At 44.9% G+C, this 15,537-nt stretch carries 12 protein-coding genes; 10 read left to right on the top strand and 2 right to left on the bottom strand.

Annotated features, from left to right (window positions below):
- Window positions 1-18: 18 nt before the first annotated feature.
- From ACED45_RS09535 to ACED45_RS09510, 6 genes are all read left to right on the top strand, one after another.
- Window positions 19-1,266 carry an ABC transporter substrate-binding protein gene (locus tag ACED45_RS09535; protein ID WP_017097773.1) on the top strand — a complete coding sequence of 416 codons (1,248 nt, stop codon included), beginning with the start codon at window positions 19-21 and terminating at the stop codon, window positions 1,264-1,266.
- A gap of 66 nt (window positions 1,267-1,332) precedes the next feature.
- Window positions 1,333-2,319, top strand: a complete 987-nt coding sequence (locus ACED45_RS09530) for a carbohydrate ABC transporter permease (protein ID WP_009846152.1) — start codon at window positions 1,333-1,335, stop codon at window positions 2,317-2,319.
- Window position 2,320: 1 nt separating this feature from the next.
- Window positions 2,321-3,214 carry a carbohydrate ABC transporter permease gene (locus tag ACED45_RS09525; protein ID WP_009846153.1) on the top strand — a complete coding sequence of 298 codons (894 nt, stop codon included), beginning with the start codon at window positions 2,321-2,323 and terminating at the stop codon, window positions 3,212-3,214.
- A 17-nt stretch (window positions 3,215-3,231) separates the two neighbouring features.
- Window positions 3,232-4,581 carry a GH1 family beta-glucosidase gene (locus ACED45_RS09520; RefSeq protein WP_371713864.1) on the top strand — a complete coding sequence of 450 codons (1,350 nt, stop codon included), beginning with the start codon at window positions 3,232-3,234 and terminating at the stop codon, window positions 4,579-4,581.
- Complete coding sequence (locus ACED45_RS09515; protein WP_009846155.1) at window positions 4,581-5,672, top strand: ABC transporter ATP-binding protein; 1,092 nt, start codon at window positions 4,581-4,583, stop codon at window positions 5,670-5,672. Before ACED45_RS09520 ends, ACED45_RS09515 begins: the two co-directional genes overlap by 1 nt.
- Window positions 5,673-5,829: 157 nt before the next feature.
- Entirely contained in the window at window positions 5,830-8,244 is a 2,415-nt protein-coding gene (locus ACED45_RS09510) for a GH36-type glycosyl hydrolase domain-containing protein (RefSeq protein WP_371713863.1), read from the top strand.
- Between the two features lie 128 nt (window positions 8,245-8,372).
- Here ACED45_RS09510 and ACED45_RS09505 read toward each other — a convergent pair whose 3' ends face one another.
- Window positions 8,373-9,320, bottom strand: coding sequence for an aldose 1-epimerase (locus ACED45_RS09505; RefSeq protein WP_371713862.1), 948 nt, complete (start codon window positions 9,318-9,320; stop codon window positions 8,373-8,375).
- Window positions 9,321-9,384: 64 nt separating this feature from the next.
- Between ACED45_RS09505 and ACED45_RS09500 the strand changes: the two genes are divergently transcribed.
- The 4 genes from ACED45_RS09500 to ACED45_RS09485 all read left to right on the top strand — a co-directional run bounded on the left by ACED45_RS09500 (window position 9,385) and on the right by ACED45_RS09485 (window position 14,815).
- Window positions 9,385-12,456 carry a GH116 family glycosyl hydrolase gene (locus tag ACED45_RS09500; protein ID WP_371713861.1) on the top strand — a complete coding sequence of 1,024 codons (3,072 nt, stop codon included), beginning with the start codon at window positions 9,385-9,387 and terminating at the stop codon, window positions 12,454-12,456.
- Window positions 12,457-12,550: 94 nt separating this feature from the next.
- Complete coding sequence (locus tag ACED45_RS09495) at window positions 12,551-13,564, top strand: LacI family DNA-binding transcriptional regulator (protein ID WP_371713860.1); 1,014 nt, start codon at window positions 12,551-12,553, stop codon at window positions 13,562-13,564.
- Between the two features lie 417 nt (window positions 13,565-13,981).
- Window positions 13,982-14,374 carry a hypothetical protein gene (locus ACED45_RS09490; RefSeq protein ID WP_371713859.1) on the top strand — a complete coding sequence of 131 codons (393 nt, stop codon included), beginning with the start codon at window positions 13,982-13,984 and terminating at the stop codon, window positions 14,372-14,374.
- A gap of 153 nt (window positions 14,375-14,527) precedes the next feature.
- Window positions 14,528-14,815 (top strand): hypothetical protein, encoded by a 288-nt coding sequence (locus ACED45_RS09485; protein WP_371713858.1) that lies wholly within the window; start codon window positions 14,528-14,530, stop codon window positions 14,813-14,815.
- Between the two features lie 407 nt (window positions 14,816-15,222).
- Here the strand turns inward: ACED45_RS09485 and ACED45_RS09480 are convergent, their stop codons facing one another.
- Window positions 15,223-15,486 carry a helix-turn-helix domain-containing protein gene (locus ACED45_RS09480; RefSeq protein ID WP_102284712.1) on the bottom strand — a complete coding sequence of 88 codons (264 nt, stop codon included), beginning with the start codon at window positions 15,484-15,486 and terminating at the stop codon, window positions 15,223-15,225.
- Window positions 15,487-15,537: the final 51 nt, after the last annotated feature.

The raw sequence follows: 15,537 nt of genomic DNA, 5'->3' as shown, positions 1-15,537 counted from the left end.
AAATATTAAGGATAGAACATGAAATTTAAGACCTTAGCGCTTTCATGCGCGGTTGCTTTAGGATTAGGTACAACAGCTGCAAATGCAGCAGACAAAGAAATTCGTTTCGACGGTTTCCCTGATTTCGATAGCAGCCTGAAGGTATTACTGCCTGATTTCGAAAAGGAAACGGGTATCAAAGTTGATTACCTTATGAACAACCACGGTGACCACCACACGAAACTCACAACGAACCTTGCAACGGGCTCTGGTGCCGGTGATGTGATTGTTGTCGACGTTGAGAAAATTGGTCCATTTGTTGGATCTGGCGGCCTAGTTAACCTGTCTGAAAACTACGGAGCAGATAAATACGAAGAACGATTCGCACCTTACGCATGGGCACAGGGCAAAGGCGCTGATGGCGATATGTACGGCATCCCTGTCGACCTTGGTCCTGGCGTTATGTACTACCGCACTGACGTGTTCGAAAAAGCAGGCATTAATGTAGAAGACGCAATCAAAGATTGGGATTCATACATTGCTGCTGGTGAAAAACTGAAAGAACAAAACGTACAACTTATCGCTTCGGCAGCCGACGTAGCACAAGCGATCATCTTCACGACGGTTCCTGAAGGTGAAGGTCTGTACTTCGATAAAGATGGCAACCCAGTGGTGACATCAGAGCGTTTTGTTCACGCTTTTGAAGTAGCAAAAGAGATTCGCGACAAAGGCTTAGACGGCCGCATTTTGGCTTGGTCTAACGAATGGTACGAAGGCTTCCGCAACGGCACATTTGCAACTCAACTTTCTGGCGCTTGGCTTCTTGGTCACCTAAACAACTGGATTGCACCTGAAACTAAAGGTAAGTGGGCAGTAGAAAACCTACCTGATGGTATCTACGGCAGCTGGGGTGGTTCATTCCTTTCAATTCCAACTCAATCAGACAACCCAGACGAAGCTTGGGCGCTTATTGAATACATGACGACTGACCGTGAAGTACAGCTTAAGCACTTCGAAACGATTGCTGCTTTCCCAGCGAACATCACAACGTATGACGATGAGCTTTTCCAAGAAGAGATGGAGTTCCTCGGTGGACAAAAAGCCCGTCTTCTTTTTGCTGAAGTGGCGCAAAACATCAAACCAGTATCTCCAGCACAAGGCGACCACGTTGCACGTTCTATTATCTTAGAGAACGCATTGATGGAAGTACTTGATGAAGGTAAAGACATCAAGACTGCGCTTAAAGAGGCAGAGCGTCTAATCAAGCGTCGCACGCGTAATCTTTAATTTGTTTTTACTTTAAGTAAGTGAGGAAGCGTGGATAACGCGCTTCCTTTTTAAGAGGTCGTTACTATGAATCATACAGCGAGCACAACGATAGAACCTGCGGACAAAAGCCTTTTTTCTCGTCTAAATTTGAAAGCGCTTACACCGTATGGATTTCTTCTGCCGTTTCTGATCATTTTTTCTGTATTTGGGATCTTCCCGCTGTTGTTCTCTGTTTACCTGTCGTTCCACGAGTGGAACCCGGTAAGAGGCATGGATGCGATGGAGTTCGTTGGTTTTGAGAACTATCACATTGCTTTAACGGATCCATGGCTATGGCGTTCATTGAAGAACACGCTTTGGCTAGCGATCACTTCAGGTGTGGCTCAGCACTTAGTCGCTATTCCAGTGGCTTACATGTTGGTTTCAATGGGTGACCGTATGCGTCACTGGCTAACATCGGCGTACTTTCTACCGTTCATTACATCAACGGTCGCAGCGTCACTGATTTTCTTCAATATGTACTCTCCTAACTCAGGAATTATTAACCAAACGCTGATGGCTCTGGCCGATAGCACGCTGTTTGGTTGGGCATTCGCTTGGGTTAACGATTTCCAACCAATCCGTTGGTTAGACGATGCCACTATGGTGAAGCCGTCTATCGCAATCATGGTTTTCTGGAAATACACCGGTTTTAACATCGTCCTTTACACCACGGGTTTAATGACGATTCCTAAAGACATCTTAGAAGCTGCACGTATGGATGGTGCTAATGCCTTCCGCCGCTTCTGGAACATTTCACTACCAATGATTCGCCCATTCATCTTCTTTGCTATCACGATGACCATCATCGGTAACCTGCAAATGTTTGAAGAACCGTTCGTACTAACACGTGGTACAGGTGGTACTGGCCAGTCTGGTTTAACTATCTCGATGTACCTCTACAAAGTAGGTTGGGAATGGCTAGAAATGGGTACAGCATCTGCTATCTCGTGGTTACTGTTTGCACTCATCGCGACTTGTACATTGGTTCAATTTTTACTCTTCGGTAAGAAAGGCTTAGGGGAACATTAAGATGTCGACATCAATTAAGACAAATACCTCACCACTAAGTGGACTGATACCAAGCGAACGCAGCATGTTCATTCTGACTAAGATCTTGATGGTCATGCTAGGTATCTTACTGGTTGTTTCAGCGCTAATTACAGTCTTTCCATTTGTATGGTCGGCACTGCTATCAACGCGTGACCGTTCTGAAATTTTCGGCACGGGCATTAGCTTTGCGATTGGCGATAGCCTGGCGATTAACTACGCCAAATTGCTTGAAATCATGCCGTTTTGGAAAGCGATGTTTAACTCGATTTACGTGGCTTTCTTAGGCACCACCATCTCGCTGCTGTTTTGTAGCATGGGTGGCTACGCGTTTGCTGTGTTTAAGTTCCGCGGTAAGAACGTGTTGTTCGGCATGCTGGTTGGCTCAATGGCGATTCCGCCTGTGCTTAGCTTGATCCCTTACTTCATGATCGTGAAATTCTTAGGCTTGCTGGATAACCACATGGCGGTATGGCTACCGTTCACCACCACACCATTTGGTATCTTTTTGATGCGTCAGCACGTGATTGCATCGATTCCAAAAGAGCTACTTGAAGCAGCGAAATTGGATGGTGCAGGTGAGTTCAGAACGTACTGGAGTGTGGTACTGCCACTGATGAAACCAGCACTAGCAACACTGGCTATCGTGCAGTTCGTTTTCTTCTGGAACATGTTTATGCAGCCTCTCGTGGTGCTTAACAACCCAGATAATTACGTGATTACACAGGCGCTACGAAGCGTTCAAGGCATTCCGAATACGCCATGGGGCGCGGTAATGCTAGGCACCACAATTTCTATTTTACCGCTCGTGATTACTTACCTGTTCGCATCGAAACAGATGATCAGTGGTTTAACGTCCGGCGCAGTCAAAGGTTAGGTTTAAGGGTTATAACAATGAATAAATATCAACTTCCAAGTGATTCAAAGTTACGCAGTAAGGAATTTGTATTCGGTGTCGCGACATCTTCATACCAAATTGAAGGCGGCGTTGAAGAGGGCGGTCGTACACCGTCTATCTGGGACACTTTCTGCAAGACGCCGGGCAAGGTCGATAACGGCGACAATGGTGATGTGGCGTGTGACCACTACCATTTATGGAAACAAGATATCGAGATGATTCAAGGCTTAGGCGTTGATGCTTACCGTCTCTCTATTGCATGGCCGCGCATCCTGCCGCAAGACGGTGTGGTGAATCAGCAAGGCCTAGAGTTTTACGGTCAGATCATCGACGAGTGTCATGCTCGCGGCATGAAAGTGTATGTGACTTTGTACCACTGGGATCTACCGCAATATCTTGAAGATAAGGGTGGCTGGCTAAACCGAGAAACGTCTTACAAATTCGCAGAATACGCAGAAGTGGTGAGTAAATACTTTGGCGACAATATCGATGTGTACACCACGCTGAATGAACCGTTTGTGTCTGCATTCCTAGGCTACCGCTGGGGCGAACACGCGCCAGGTATCAAGGGTGAGAAAGAGGGTTACCTAGCATCTCACCACCTAATGCTGGCACACGGTTTAGCAATGCCGATTCTTCGCAAGAATGCACCTTATGCTAAGCATGGTGTGGTATTTAACGCGACGCCAGCTTACCCGCTGACGCCACAAGACCAAGCGGCAGCAGACTACTGCGAAGCGGAAAACTATCACTGGTTCATCGACCCAGTATTGAAGGGTGAATACCCACAGTTAGTGGTTGAACGTCAAGCGATGAACATGCCGATGATCCTTGAAGGTGACTTAGACATCATCAGCGCACCGGTTGATTATATCGGTATCAACTACTACACACGCAATGTCGCTCGCTTTAATGAGAACGGCGATATTGAATCGGTGAAGCAAACTGAAGCTGAACACACTTATATCGGCTGGGAGATCAACCCACAAGGTTTAACCGATTTATTGGTAAGACTGGATGCTCGTTACGAAAACATGCCACCTATCTACATCACTGAGAACGGTGCTGCAGGTAACGACGAGCGCGTAAACGGTCAAGTGATGGACGACCAACGAGTTCGTTATTTCCAAGGTCACATCGAAGCGGTTCACAACGCGGTTGAAGCGGGTGTGAAAGTTGATGGTTACTTCGCTTGGAGCCTGATGGACAACTTTGAGTGGGCATTCGGCTACTGCCAGCGTTTTGGCATTGTCCATGTTGACTACACCACCCAAGAAAGAACATTGAAACAGAGCGCAATTGCGTACCGAAATATGCTGCTAGAGCGCGCTGAGGAGAACAGATAATGGCTAAAGTAGAATTTAAGAACATCAAAAAATCATTCGGTGATGTTGAAGTTGTCAAAGAGTTTGATTTTACGGTTGAAGACGGTGAGTTCGTGGTTTTCCTTGGCCCATCTGGCTGTGGTAAATCGACAACGCTACGCATGCTAGCTGGCCTTGAAAGCATCAGTTCTGGTGACATCGTCGTTGGCGGCAAGTTGATGAATAAAGTCGACGCGAAAGACCGTGACTTGGCGATGGTATTCCAAAGCTACGCTCTGTACCCACATATGACGGTGTACGAGAACATCGCCTTTGCGCTAAAACTGAAGGGCATGCCAAAAGCAGAAATCGACGTAGAAGTGCTAAAAGCGGCGAAAATGCTAGAGCTTGATCCACTACTGAATCGTAAGCCAAAAGAGCTTTCTGGTGGTCAGCGTCAGCGTGTAGCAATGGGCCGTGCGATGGTTCGTACGCCTAAGGTTTTCTTGTTTGATGAGCCGTTATCTAACCTAGATGCAAAACTTCGTGGCGTGATGCGTGAAGAGATCAAACACCTACACCGTGAACTGAAAACCACCACGATCTACGTAACCCACGATCAGATCGAAGCGATGACACTGGCGGATCGCATCGTGATCCTGAAAGACGGGTATGTTGCTCAAGTTGGCACTCCAACCGAGGTGTTCCAGCGTCCTGCAAACAAGTTTGTCGCGCAATTCATTGGTAACCCGTCAATGAATATGTTGGAAGCAAAACTGATTGAAAAAGAAGGCGAGTACTTCGTTGAAATTGGCGATGTTCATATCCCACTGCCTGAGCGTTTTAAGTCTCTGGCATCTAAGAACCTAGCACTGCATTTTGGTGTACGTCCAACAGACATTCACCTACGTGCCGAGCAAGTTGACCACGACCGCGTGCTGCCATTCCCTGTGAAAATCAAAGACAAGGAATTACTGGGCGCAAGCATTCTTCTGAAAACAGAAATTGGCGGTCAGCCGTTGATGGTTGAAACCCAAGCGGCTGAAGTGGATGTAAAAGATCTGACGCTTTACTTGGATTTGGATGCTTTCCATTTGTTCGATGCTCTGAGTGAGAACTCGCTAGCGAGCTGATTTGCAAGAGCTAGTTATTTTGCAACAGCCAGTTGATCTGCAAGGGCGAGTGAGAGAAGCCTGACTCAAACGGCTAAGTCAGTCATTGAGCTGACACCAACCAACTTACGACAAATTGTTTTGGCTCCTTCTGATTTGGGAGGGGCTAGGGATAGTGATGATGAAATTCGGATATTTTGACGATAAAAATAAAGAATACGTAGCAACCACGCCGTGTACGCCGATCAAATGGTGTAACTATGTCGGCACATTAGATTTCGGTGGCATTGTTGATAGCAACGGTGGCGTGTTGTTGTGTAAGGGCGATCCTGCACTCAACCGTATCACTAAGTACATTGCACAACTGCCAAATTCAGATTTTAAAGGCTCGACAATGTACCTCAAGGTGCGTGATGAAGCGGGCAATGTAGAAGTATTCTCACCGTTCTACACACCCACTCTGAAGCCGCTCGATAAGTTTGAAAATCACACGGGTTTGTCATACACCACCATCATTGCAGAAGCCTTTGGTGTGCGTTGTGAAGCGACCTTCTTTGTACCAAAAGCTGACCAAGTGCTGCTACAAGACATCAAAGTCACCAACATTTCAGACAAAGCGCTGCACGTTGATGTGGTGCCTGTATACGAATTCACACACTTTGATGCACTTAAGCAACTACTGAATGCTGATTGGGTTCCACAAACCATGACGCTGAAAGCACACCAGCAAGAGTCGGGTCATACCGTGCTTGAGCAGTACGCTTTCATGAAGCGTGACTACGCGGTGAACCTGATGACAGCGGATCGCCCTGCGACGTCTTTTGATGGTGATCGCCAATCGTTCCTAGGTAATTTGGGCTACGGTACATGGGCAGCGCCACAAGCATTGAATAATGATGAATTAGGCAACACCGAGTGTTTGCGTGGCGACAATATTGGTGCACTGAACCTGCGCCTAGGTTGGTTATCTCCAGAGCAGACAGAACGTACGATTGTACAAATCGCGCAAGAACAGAGCCTAGAAGCTGCACTTCCTCTGCTGGCTAAATATCGTGACCATCAAGTGGTCGATTCTGCTTTCGCTGAACTGGCTGAACATTGGGATGGTTACCTACAAGCGGTTCAGGTTGAAACGCCAGATCCTGCGATGAACTCGATGTTGAACGTACATAACCCACGTCAGTGTCACACAACCAAAAACTGGTCTCGTTACCTGTCTCTGTACCAGCTTGGTTATGGCGCACGTGGCATCGGTTTCCGTGATTCTTCGCAAGATACTTTAGGCGTTATTACACATATGCCTGAGGAAGCGCGCGAATTTATCGAGCGTCTGTTATCTGTGCAAAACACCAACGGTTCTGCGATGCACCAGTTCTTCCCATCAACCATGGAAGCGAACGCGGGTGACTCTCGTGAAGAGGAAGATCGCCCTGATTACTACGGTGATGATCACCTGTGGATCATCTACGCGGTGACGCAATATGTGAAAGAAACGGGCAATGCAGACTTCTTGAATAAAGAGATCCCGTTCTATCAAAAAGACAAAGCGGGCAACCCAGTTGAAACGGGAACGGTTTGGAACCACCTGTGCCGCGCGATTGAATTTACTTATACCAATACTGGTGAACACGGTCTACCGCTATTGGGTTTTGCTGACTGGAACGACACGGTGAACCTGCCAACAGGTGCTGAGTCGATGATGGTAGCTAACATGTACGGCAAAGCCCTGCTCGATATGTTGGATTTGTGTGAGCTGCGTGGCGAAGCGCAACTGACGGCTAAGTTTAAAGATCAGTACCAACGGATGCAGAGCACAGTGAATGAGTGCGGTTGGGATGGCGAATGGTTTGTGCGTTACTTTGATGAGCAAGGCCTGCCGATTGGTTCTCACAAGAACGAGCAAGGGCAGATCTACACTAATGGTCAAAGCTGGCCTGTGATTTCTGGTTTCGCGACTCAAGAACGTGCGACGCAAGCGCTAGATTCGGTTTACAACAAGCTGAACACAACCAATGGCATCAAGCTTTCAACACCGGGTTACAACGGCTTTGATCCGCAACTAGGTGGCGTTTCGACATATCCACCGGGTGCGAAAGAGAATGGCGGTATTTTCCTGCATTCAAACCCGTGGGTGATGATCGCAGAAGCGAAAATGGGCAATGGCGAGCGTGCTTATGAGTACTACCGTCAAATTAACCCAGCTTCTAAGAACGACGACATTGATACCTTTGAGTCAGAACCCTACTGCTACCCACAAAACATCTTGGGTGACGAACATAAGCAGTTCGGCTTAGGCCGTAATGCATGGTTGTCTGGTACCTCATCTTGGACATACGTTGCGGGTACGCAGTGGATTCTGGGTGTTCGACCTGAAGTAAATGGCTTGCTGGTGGACCCTTGTATTCCGGCTGAATGGCCTGAGTTTAAAGTCCGTCGTCAGTTCCGCGGTGCAACATACAACATTCATGTCACGAACCCGAATAACGTGTGTAAGGGCGTGGTTGAGATGAAGGTCAATGGTGATCTGATTTCAGGCAACAAAGCACCGGTGTTTACCTCTGGCGAGCACACGGTAGAAGTGGTTTTAGGTTAACAAAGAGAAGGGCGCTTTATGCGCCCTTTATTGCTCTTTCGTTTCGTTTTTCGTTGTAGTTGTTTCGTTAGCAATGCGTTCTCTGGGGGGCTGATTTCGCATACAGCAGTTGCTCTAGTTTAGCTCGATTATTTTGGTTGATAGGCAGCTTGGCATTGCCAAGTGAAGGTTTGAGATTGGTTCGGATTAAGCGTCAATAAGCCAATCTGGTTATTGAAAGCATCGGCAGGGCAAGTCATTGGTTCTATTGCAATACTTTGCTCACTCGTTGGGGTGTACAGCTGAACAAATGGGTAGCTCGCATCTTGTTGATAGTGAATCTCGGCAGATGAATCTGAGCGTGTGAAAGTCAGTTGGTTGGTTGTCTTTGAATCAAATTCAAAGCAGTGGTTTAGGCTTTGATTCGTTAGGGAATCAGCCAAAGACAAACGGTCAAAAGCCTGTTTTTCACCATTAGGCAGGTCGTTCTCGTGTATGACCTCAGCACAAGATGACATGGTAAGCCCACACTGCTTCAAGTCAGTGCCAAGCGAGAAATAAGGGTGCCAAGCATCACCGAATGGGAAGGCGAAATCACCACAATTAGAGACAGTTGTCGAGCAAGATAGCTTGCCTGTGATGTCGATAGTGAAGGTGACTTCAAGGTTAAAAGCGAACGGGAAAGCAGGGTGCAAAGATGACGTCTGATATTGCAGCGTCACACTGGCTGACTCTTCATTGGCTACGCTGTTTTTGATTGAAAAAGGTTGGTTGTAGAGCAGGCCATGTACGGCGTGATCTGACCAAGGAAAGTTAGCTGGGAGTTGATGGTTTTGGTTTTCGAAACTGTAACGACCTAAGTTTAAACGGTTTGGAAAAGGGAATAATTTAGCACTGCGGGAAAAGAACGGATGTTGGTTGATCAGTTCATCATAATTCTGATAACCACAAATAAAAGAGAATGGACTGTTATTTACAATGTATTTATTTATAACAGCACCAAACCCATTGATTATTTGAAGTTCTATACCATGCTGGTGGTTTATTAATGTGACAGAGTCAATATTTCCAAATTTTTCATTTATAATTTTAAACATGTTGATGTCTCCATTTTTGAAAGATATTAACAAGAAGAAAAAAATATTCAATGGCGGTTTTAAAATGAATAATAAAATTCCATATACAAGCTATTCAGGAAATTCAAAACACCTGTGTAAAAAAGGTGATGCAGTTGAATTTATTCAACCTTGGTACACGCCAATTTCTACGACACCAGAAAATACCGGCATGGCAATCGGTGGTATCGGTAATACATTTACACTGACGCCAAATGGCAACACGCCAAACTTCAGTTTCATTCCAGGGATATTTGTCGACTGCTCACAACAAGCTATTAATTTTAATGATTTTTATGCGTCAGTGATGGATGTGCCGACCACTGAAAAGCTCCAAGTTCTTAACGAGCAAGAGCTTAGTGTGCACCTGAAATTTTACCCAGCGCTATTCGATGGAAAGAAGATAGATAAAGAAAATATTTCGAATGCAATTAACCTTATTCGTGCCGCATTAGAAAATGGTAATTTCTATAAAGAAAATAAAGATAACTTTATAAAGTGGAATGTCGAGTTTTCTAATAAGACTACATTATTAATTGAATCCGATTCATCATCGATTGATTGTCAATTATATGTAGCCTTAGATTTCTTTAATGGTTTATTAATAAATGGTACAGCGAGAAAGTTATCACTAACTGCGGGAAATAATAGTGATATAGAAAGTGTTAATGGTAGCGATATAGAATATAAGGCTTTATATCCATTAGCTGAATATCAATATAATAGTTTTGATGGTATTAATATAAAGCGAAAGGTAGTCTCGCCGATCGTTAAGGAGGATAAACGCCTCTGTTCTTTGCCGATGCACTGGAACCACTTCCAACTTACTAACCAATCACAGCAAACACGCGTGATTACTCTTGCTCAACCTCTACAAAACTTGATCGGTTCAACCTACCGGAAAGGTCGTGATGGGATTCAAGATTCGGCGTGTACCTTGTCTCAAAACCCGATTGATCAGCAGCATCAAGCGGTGAAGCTTAATGGTGAAAGCTACGGTTTTACTGGTGTTCAGCTCACAAGTCAGTCCCCTTATCAAAGTGACATTGAGGGTGAGGTGGTGTTTGGTGTTCAAGCCGAAAACCGTTTGATGGAGTCGGGCAAGGTATCGGTGTCTGTTAAGCCAACGCTTTATACTTCGAAAGTGACCCAGCAAACCGAGTTCGCATTGAAAACCGGCCGCACTAACGCTGAATTCCAAACTGGCATTTACACAGGGCGCGAAGCATTGAGCGCACTTGTTGTGGTACAGGTTGAATTGGAGCCGGGTGAGTCTGTAGACCTGCGTTTTGCACAAGTGATGGCACATAGCAAAGTGATGCTTAATGGCTGGAACTCGGAGAAGGCTTATACGCAATTCTACCCTCAAGCTAAACCTGCCTTACCTATGTTAGAAGATGTCTTGCCAAAGCTTGAGGTGATTGAGCAGAAGCTCGTTGAGCAGCAGACTGCTTTCCTAGAGCAAGCTCAGAGTAAGATATCACAGCCTGAATCAGCACTGCGCTATGCGACGATGGCGATGAACTCACTATCATTCCTTGCTGAATCAACAGTATGGGATAAAGAAGATAAGTTCCTAGTGAAAGAGTGTGTTGATTACCCATTCTTTAACTCTTTGGATGTGTATTTCTACGGATCATTTTCATTGCTCTATTTGCTACCTGAACTTGATGGCTGCGTGATGAAAGAGTTCTCAAAAGCCATTTTGGCCGAAGACTTTACTCAGCGCCGCTACTGGGAATATGAAGCGACACCGAATGCTGAATTGATTGATGAAAAGTACCAAGGTGTGCGTGCGATTCGAGGTGCAGTAATCCACGATTTGGGTAGCCCGTTCGACATTCAGCCTGACGCATATAGCTGGCATAATGTTAAGGAATGGAAGGACTTAGCACCGAAATACATTCTGATGGTGTACCGTCATTACCAAAACACACAAGATATGTCAGTGGTTAAAGAGTGCTGGCAAGCCGTTACAGAGAGCATCGATTTCTTATCGAACTTGATTGCTGAGGGCGATGATTTACCACTCACTCGAGGTACTGACGATACCTTCGATAACCTCGCTTCACATGGTATCTCTATTTACTGTGCGAGCCTCTGGGTTGCTGGCCTTCAAGCCGCGAGTGAACTTGCACAATTAATGGGTGAAGACGATCTGGGTTCGGACTACCTAACACGTTCTAAAAAGGCATTAGCCACGGTTGAGCAGAGCTTGTGGGATGAGAAAGAGGGTTATTACCACTTCTTCGTGACGCCTGTCCAAGCCAAGCATCTCACCGGTGAAGGCTACCAAGCTTTGGAAACTCTGGGGTTGGTTTTAACGGGTGATGCGATTGCTGATAAGAATATGCTTAACGACTATCTACAAACCGATACTTCGATAAACATCGGTAAGGTAGCTCAACGTGTCTCCAAGAAACGTTTGTTGAGTGAAACGGCACCTCAAGCTTTCACGCAAGAATATCTAGACTTGGTACCCGATTCAGACAATAGCTTTGGTGATGCGCTGCTTGCCGATAGTTATCTCAAACTGATTGGCCTAGAGGGTATTTTCCCGCAACAGCGCATTCAGCGTGCATTGGACTATGTTTATAAACATAACTTCGAGATTAACAGCCCTAAACTTGGGGTGGCGAATATGACGCTCGCGGATGGTTCTCCACATGAGGCTTTTCAGGCGCAAGACGTGTGGATTGGCGTGCAATTTAGTGTCGCGACAGCGTTGAGTTTAGCGGGCAAATCGCAGCAAGCAGAAACATTAATGGATACCGTGTATACCGCGCTGTATGACTATTCAAAAATTCCATTTGCCGCACCAGAAGGGTTCAACTGTTCAGTCTCATTTGATGAGAAAGATCTTTCAGAGTCTTTTAAATTGTCACAAAGTGATGCGAAAAAGTGGATTAATGCACTTAAATTGCAAAACTGTGTGCTGTCTGACGGTCGGGTTAATCCTAGTTTGACGAAAGACAATGATAAATTTGTTAATATGGTACAAGGTGAAATTTCAGCGGATCAAGCTACGGTTCTTCACAAGTGGCTTCTGAGCACAGGTTTGAAATATACCGCGGGTCGCTACTTCCGACCGGGGATGATTTTCGCCTACTTATATTAATTAAATAGTATGAGTTTCACCTTGAGCAATGTTGAGTTGAAACTGATGGGGAGCTTTAGGGCTCCCCTTAATGTCATTGGGTTAGGGTATTGAGATGCGCACTAAAACTAAAAAAACCACCGTATACGATGTAGCGAGGCTAGCTGGCGTTTCTCCAAGCACGGTTTCTCGTTTTCTTAATCGAACAACCTATGTGTCGGATGATAAAAGCCAGAATATCGAGCAGGCAATCAAAGACACCGGCTACAAGCCGAATTTTCAAATGCAGGAAAACATTAATCGCCGTTCATTAACGATTGGTGTATTGGTGCAGCATCCTGATAGCCCTTATACCAGTCGTATTCTTAACGACATGGAGAAAACCCTGATAGCTCAAGGCTATTCGTTAGTGATAGCTACCGGGCATTGGCAAAAAAAGCTCGAAATACATGCCTTGGAGTATTTAGCTAAGAGTAATGTCGATGGCATGATCATCGTGACAGGCAGCATTACCAAAGAGGACATCGCTAAGTATGTGCAAGACATTCCGGTTGTTGCAGTGGGCTATGACATGGTTGCAGATAATGTTCGCTCAATTAACATTGATAATGTGTTGGGTGGTTACATGGCAACCCTCCACTTGCTCCAACAGGGGCACGTGAATATTGCTCATATCAAAGGGCTTTCTAGCCAGCCAGACGCAGGTAATCGCTTTGAAGGCTATAAGAAAGCGCTGCAAGAGGCGGGTATAAAAGTGATGCCAAAACTCGTCAAACAGGGTGACTTCAGTAGTGAATCTGGTTATGAGAAAACCGTTGAATTAATAGAGTCAAAGGTTCATTTTTCGGCTCTGTTCGCAGCCAATGACCAAACCGCTTACGGGGCGATTAAGGCGCTACACGATCACGGTTATAAAGTTCCAGAAGACGTGTCGGTGATTGGATTTGATGACTTGCCGACGTCTAAGTATTTCACGCCAGCCCTGACGACGCTGAGACAGCCGATTGAAGAGATTGGAGAGGTGTGTGCTCAGTCGATTTTGAACTTGTTATCTGGCGAGAGGCATGAAGCTCGACTGCCACCGATTGATTTAATCGTCAGAGAGTCGACTAAATCATTGTATCGTTAATTTCAAGACAAGCATCAAGGTGGTGCGCCCGTGAAGATTCGTATTGATGTCAGTGCGAACCGTGGCCCTTTCCAATTCAGAACATTTTTCCATCATACTTTGCTGAAGGTTGTTTGACCTACATTTTCTAATCAGTGTAGTGTCTACTGATCTGGTTTCTTGCCATCAGTTGAATTGACGAAATTACGATCTTTGTTTATCTTAATATAAACACCGACTGATTCACTCACGGTACGTGAACACTAATATTAATAGTCAAGGTAACCGAGTAGGTAGAAGACTAGGGGCTGCTCCCATTATTAGTTGATGAGATCTCAATAGAGCCATTGTGAATCCTAATTGAAGTTGTCCCATAAGGGAGGCTTCGCTGATTGTCTTGTGCTAAAAAGACAATCAGCATGTAATTAGGATATTACTATGCCTGTAAAAACACTCCAAACTTCTTCTGAAGCTAAAAAGCACTATAAAAGCATCTCTTACGAAACCCTATTAGCAAGCTGGCTATTACATGATGGTTGGGAGGTATTTATGCCCATGATCGATCATGGTATGAAGACCGATGTGCTTATTTCTGATGGGAACAAATTCTACCGCATTCAAGTAAAGTCGGTAGAGTGCTTTGATGAAAACACCGTTGTTACTGACCAATGGCAGAATGCACAGATTGATTATGTAATATATTTCTCAAGATGTTCAAACTGGGGATACATTGCGCCGCCTTTTAAGGGAAAGAGGAGAGTTAATCACTCCGAGCATGTAAGGTTTCACCAACACCCCAAGAACTTTCTCAAAGCTTTTGGTCGGGCTTGATAAACCCTACTTATGATGAAAAATCGTGAACAGTTAGTTAGTAATATAGTACTGACTAACGTTTTTTGCGCACCAACAGAATCGCTCGGTGATCACAATTGGAAATACGGACAATCGCCGTAGAGAAAGCGTTATGAGTTTTGAGGATTAGTTATGATAAGTAGTGAATATGTAGTGAAGATGACTAATGATAATGAGCAACATTTGATTATTGAATTAGGTTTGCCTGAGCCAGATCCAATTGGTGATTATCGTTGTAAATTTAGTGTGTTGGCATTGGGTATTGATGAGTATGTTTATGGGGTAGATGCAATGCAGTCATATTGTATGACACTAAAGCGCTTCAATTTTCTTGTACATGATCTTATCTCTCAGGGGGGGAAGTTTTATTATCCGGGCTTTCTCGATATGGAAGTTGATATGCTGTCAACGTACTTTTAGTTACGCAGATAACAAATAAGAATATTGTTTGCTGCCTAAGAGGATTTTCAATATTTGAAATAACCCATCGGTAATTAAGTTAGCAAAGCCTCATGAACGCCGAACGTCTTTTGCCCCGTTATTAGTTTCGCCGAGAAAACTCACAATTAAGACTAGTGCCAATTTCCCCAAATATTACTAATCTAACGAAAATCATATCTATGCATTAAAAGCGGGATTTTAGATTGGATTGATGGGTAGCTTCGGGACGAAGGCGACTTTCGAGACAGTCGCTCAGTATTGAGTGGCACTAGTCGCGAACCTAGCGTGCCACTCACCGTTGGGTATAAGGGCTCTGTTTGAGGTGATAATGAGAGGTGCCACTATCGACAAGGCATCAATAGGCCTGATAGATACGTATTGGCCCTCTAAACCAGTCCAAATTCACTATTGGTGATTTGGTTCAATTTTTTACTGAAGTTGCCTCTGTTGATACCTAAAATCCTTGCGGCCTTTGACTGGTTGCCGCGAGTATGAGTTATCAACTCAGTAAACAATATTTCTAACACCGCAGGCGTGACCCAAGACATATCAGGGTTAGCTGATTCTGTATCAAACCATATGGGTTCCAGTTCTTGTCGGATAAGCTTCTTAAAATGATCTTTGTTGATTGGGGTTAGTTGGTCATTCATATATATTTATGGTGATTAATCGATTTTTTTGTTGGGACTAATTTATCACGA

It is taken from the genome of Vibrio crassostreae, assembly GCF_041439375.1.
Classification (GTDB): domain Bacteria; phylum Pseudomonadota; class Gammaproteobacteria; order Enterobacterales; family Vibrionaceae; genus Vibrio; species Vibrio crassostreae_D.
The sequence above is the reverse complement of the archived record's forward strand: the minus strand, read 5'-3'. Positions and strand labels throughout refer to the sequence as shown.

Coding starts and splice junctions, on each gene's coding strand:
- ACED45_RS09490 (WP_371713859.1), top strand. CDS start 13,982: ATGCCTGTAAAAACACTCCAAACTTCTTCTGAAGCTAAAAAGCACTAT.
- ACED45_RS09500 (WP_371713861.1), top strand. CDS start 9,385: ATGAATAATAAAATTCCATATACAAGCTATTCAGGAAATTCAAAACAC.
- ACED45_RS09510 (WP_371713863.1), top strand. CDS start 5,830: ATGATGAAATTCGGATATTTTGACGATAAAAATAAAGAATACGTAGCA.
- ACED45_RS09485 (WP_371713858.1), top strand. CDS start 14,528: ATGATAAGTAGTGAATATGTAGTGAAGATGACTAATGATAATGAGCAA.
- ACED45_RS09505 (WP_371713862.1), bottom strand. CDS start 9,320: ATGTTTAAAATTATAAATGAAAAATTTGGAAATATTGACTCTGTCACA.
- ACED45_RS09495 (WP_371713860.1), top strand. CDS start 12,551: ATGCGCACTAAAACTAAAAAAACCACCGTATACGATGTAGCGAGGCTA.
- ACED45_RS09525 (WP_009846153.1), top strand. CDS start 2,321: ATGTCGACATCAATTAAGACAAATACCTCACCACTAAGTGGACTGATA.
- ACED45_RS09530 (WP_009846152.1), top strand. CDS start 1,333: ATGAATCATACAGCGAGCACAACGATAGAACCTGCGGACAAAAGCCTT.
- ACED45_RS09515 (WP_009846155.1), top strand. CDS start 4,581: ATGGCTAAAGTAGAATTTAAGAACATCAAAAAATCATTCGGTGATGTT.
- ACED45_RS09535 (WP_017097773.1), top strand. CDS start 19: ATGAAATTTAAGACCTTAGCGCTTTCATGCGCGGTTGCTTTAGGATTA.
- ACED45_RS09480 (WP_102284712.1), bottom strand. CDS start 15,486: ATGAATGACCAACTAACCCCAATCAACAAAGATCATTTTAAGAAGCTT.
- ACED45_RS09520 (WP_371713864.1), top strand. CDS start 3,232: ATGAATAAATATCAACTTCCAAGTGATTCAAAGTTACGCAGTAAGGAA.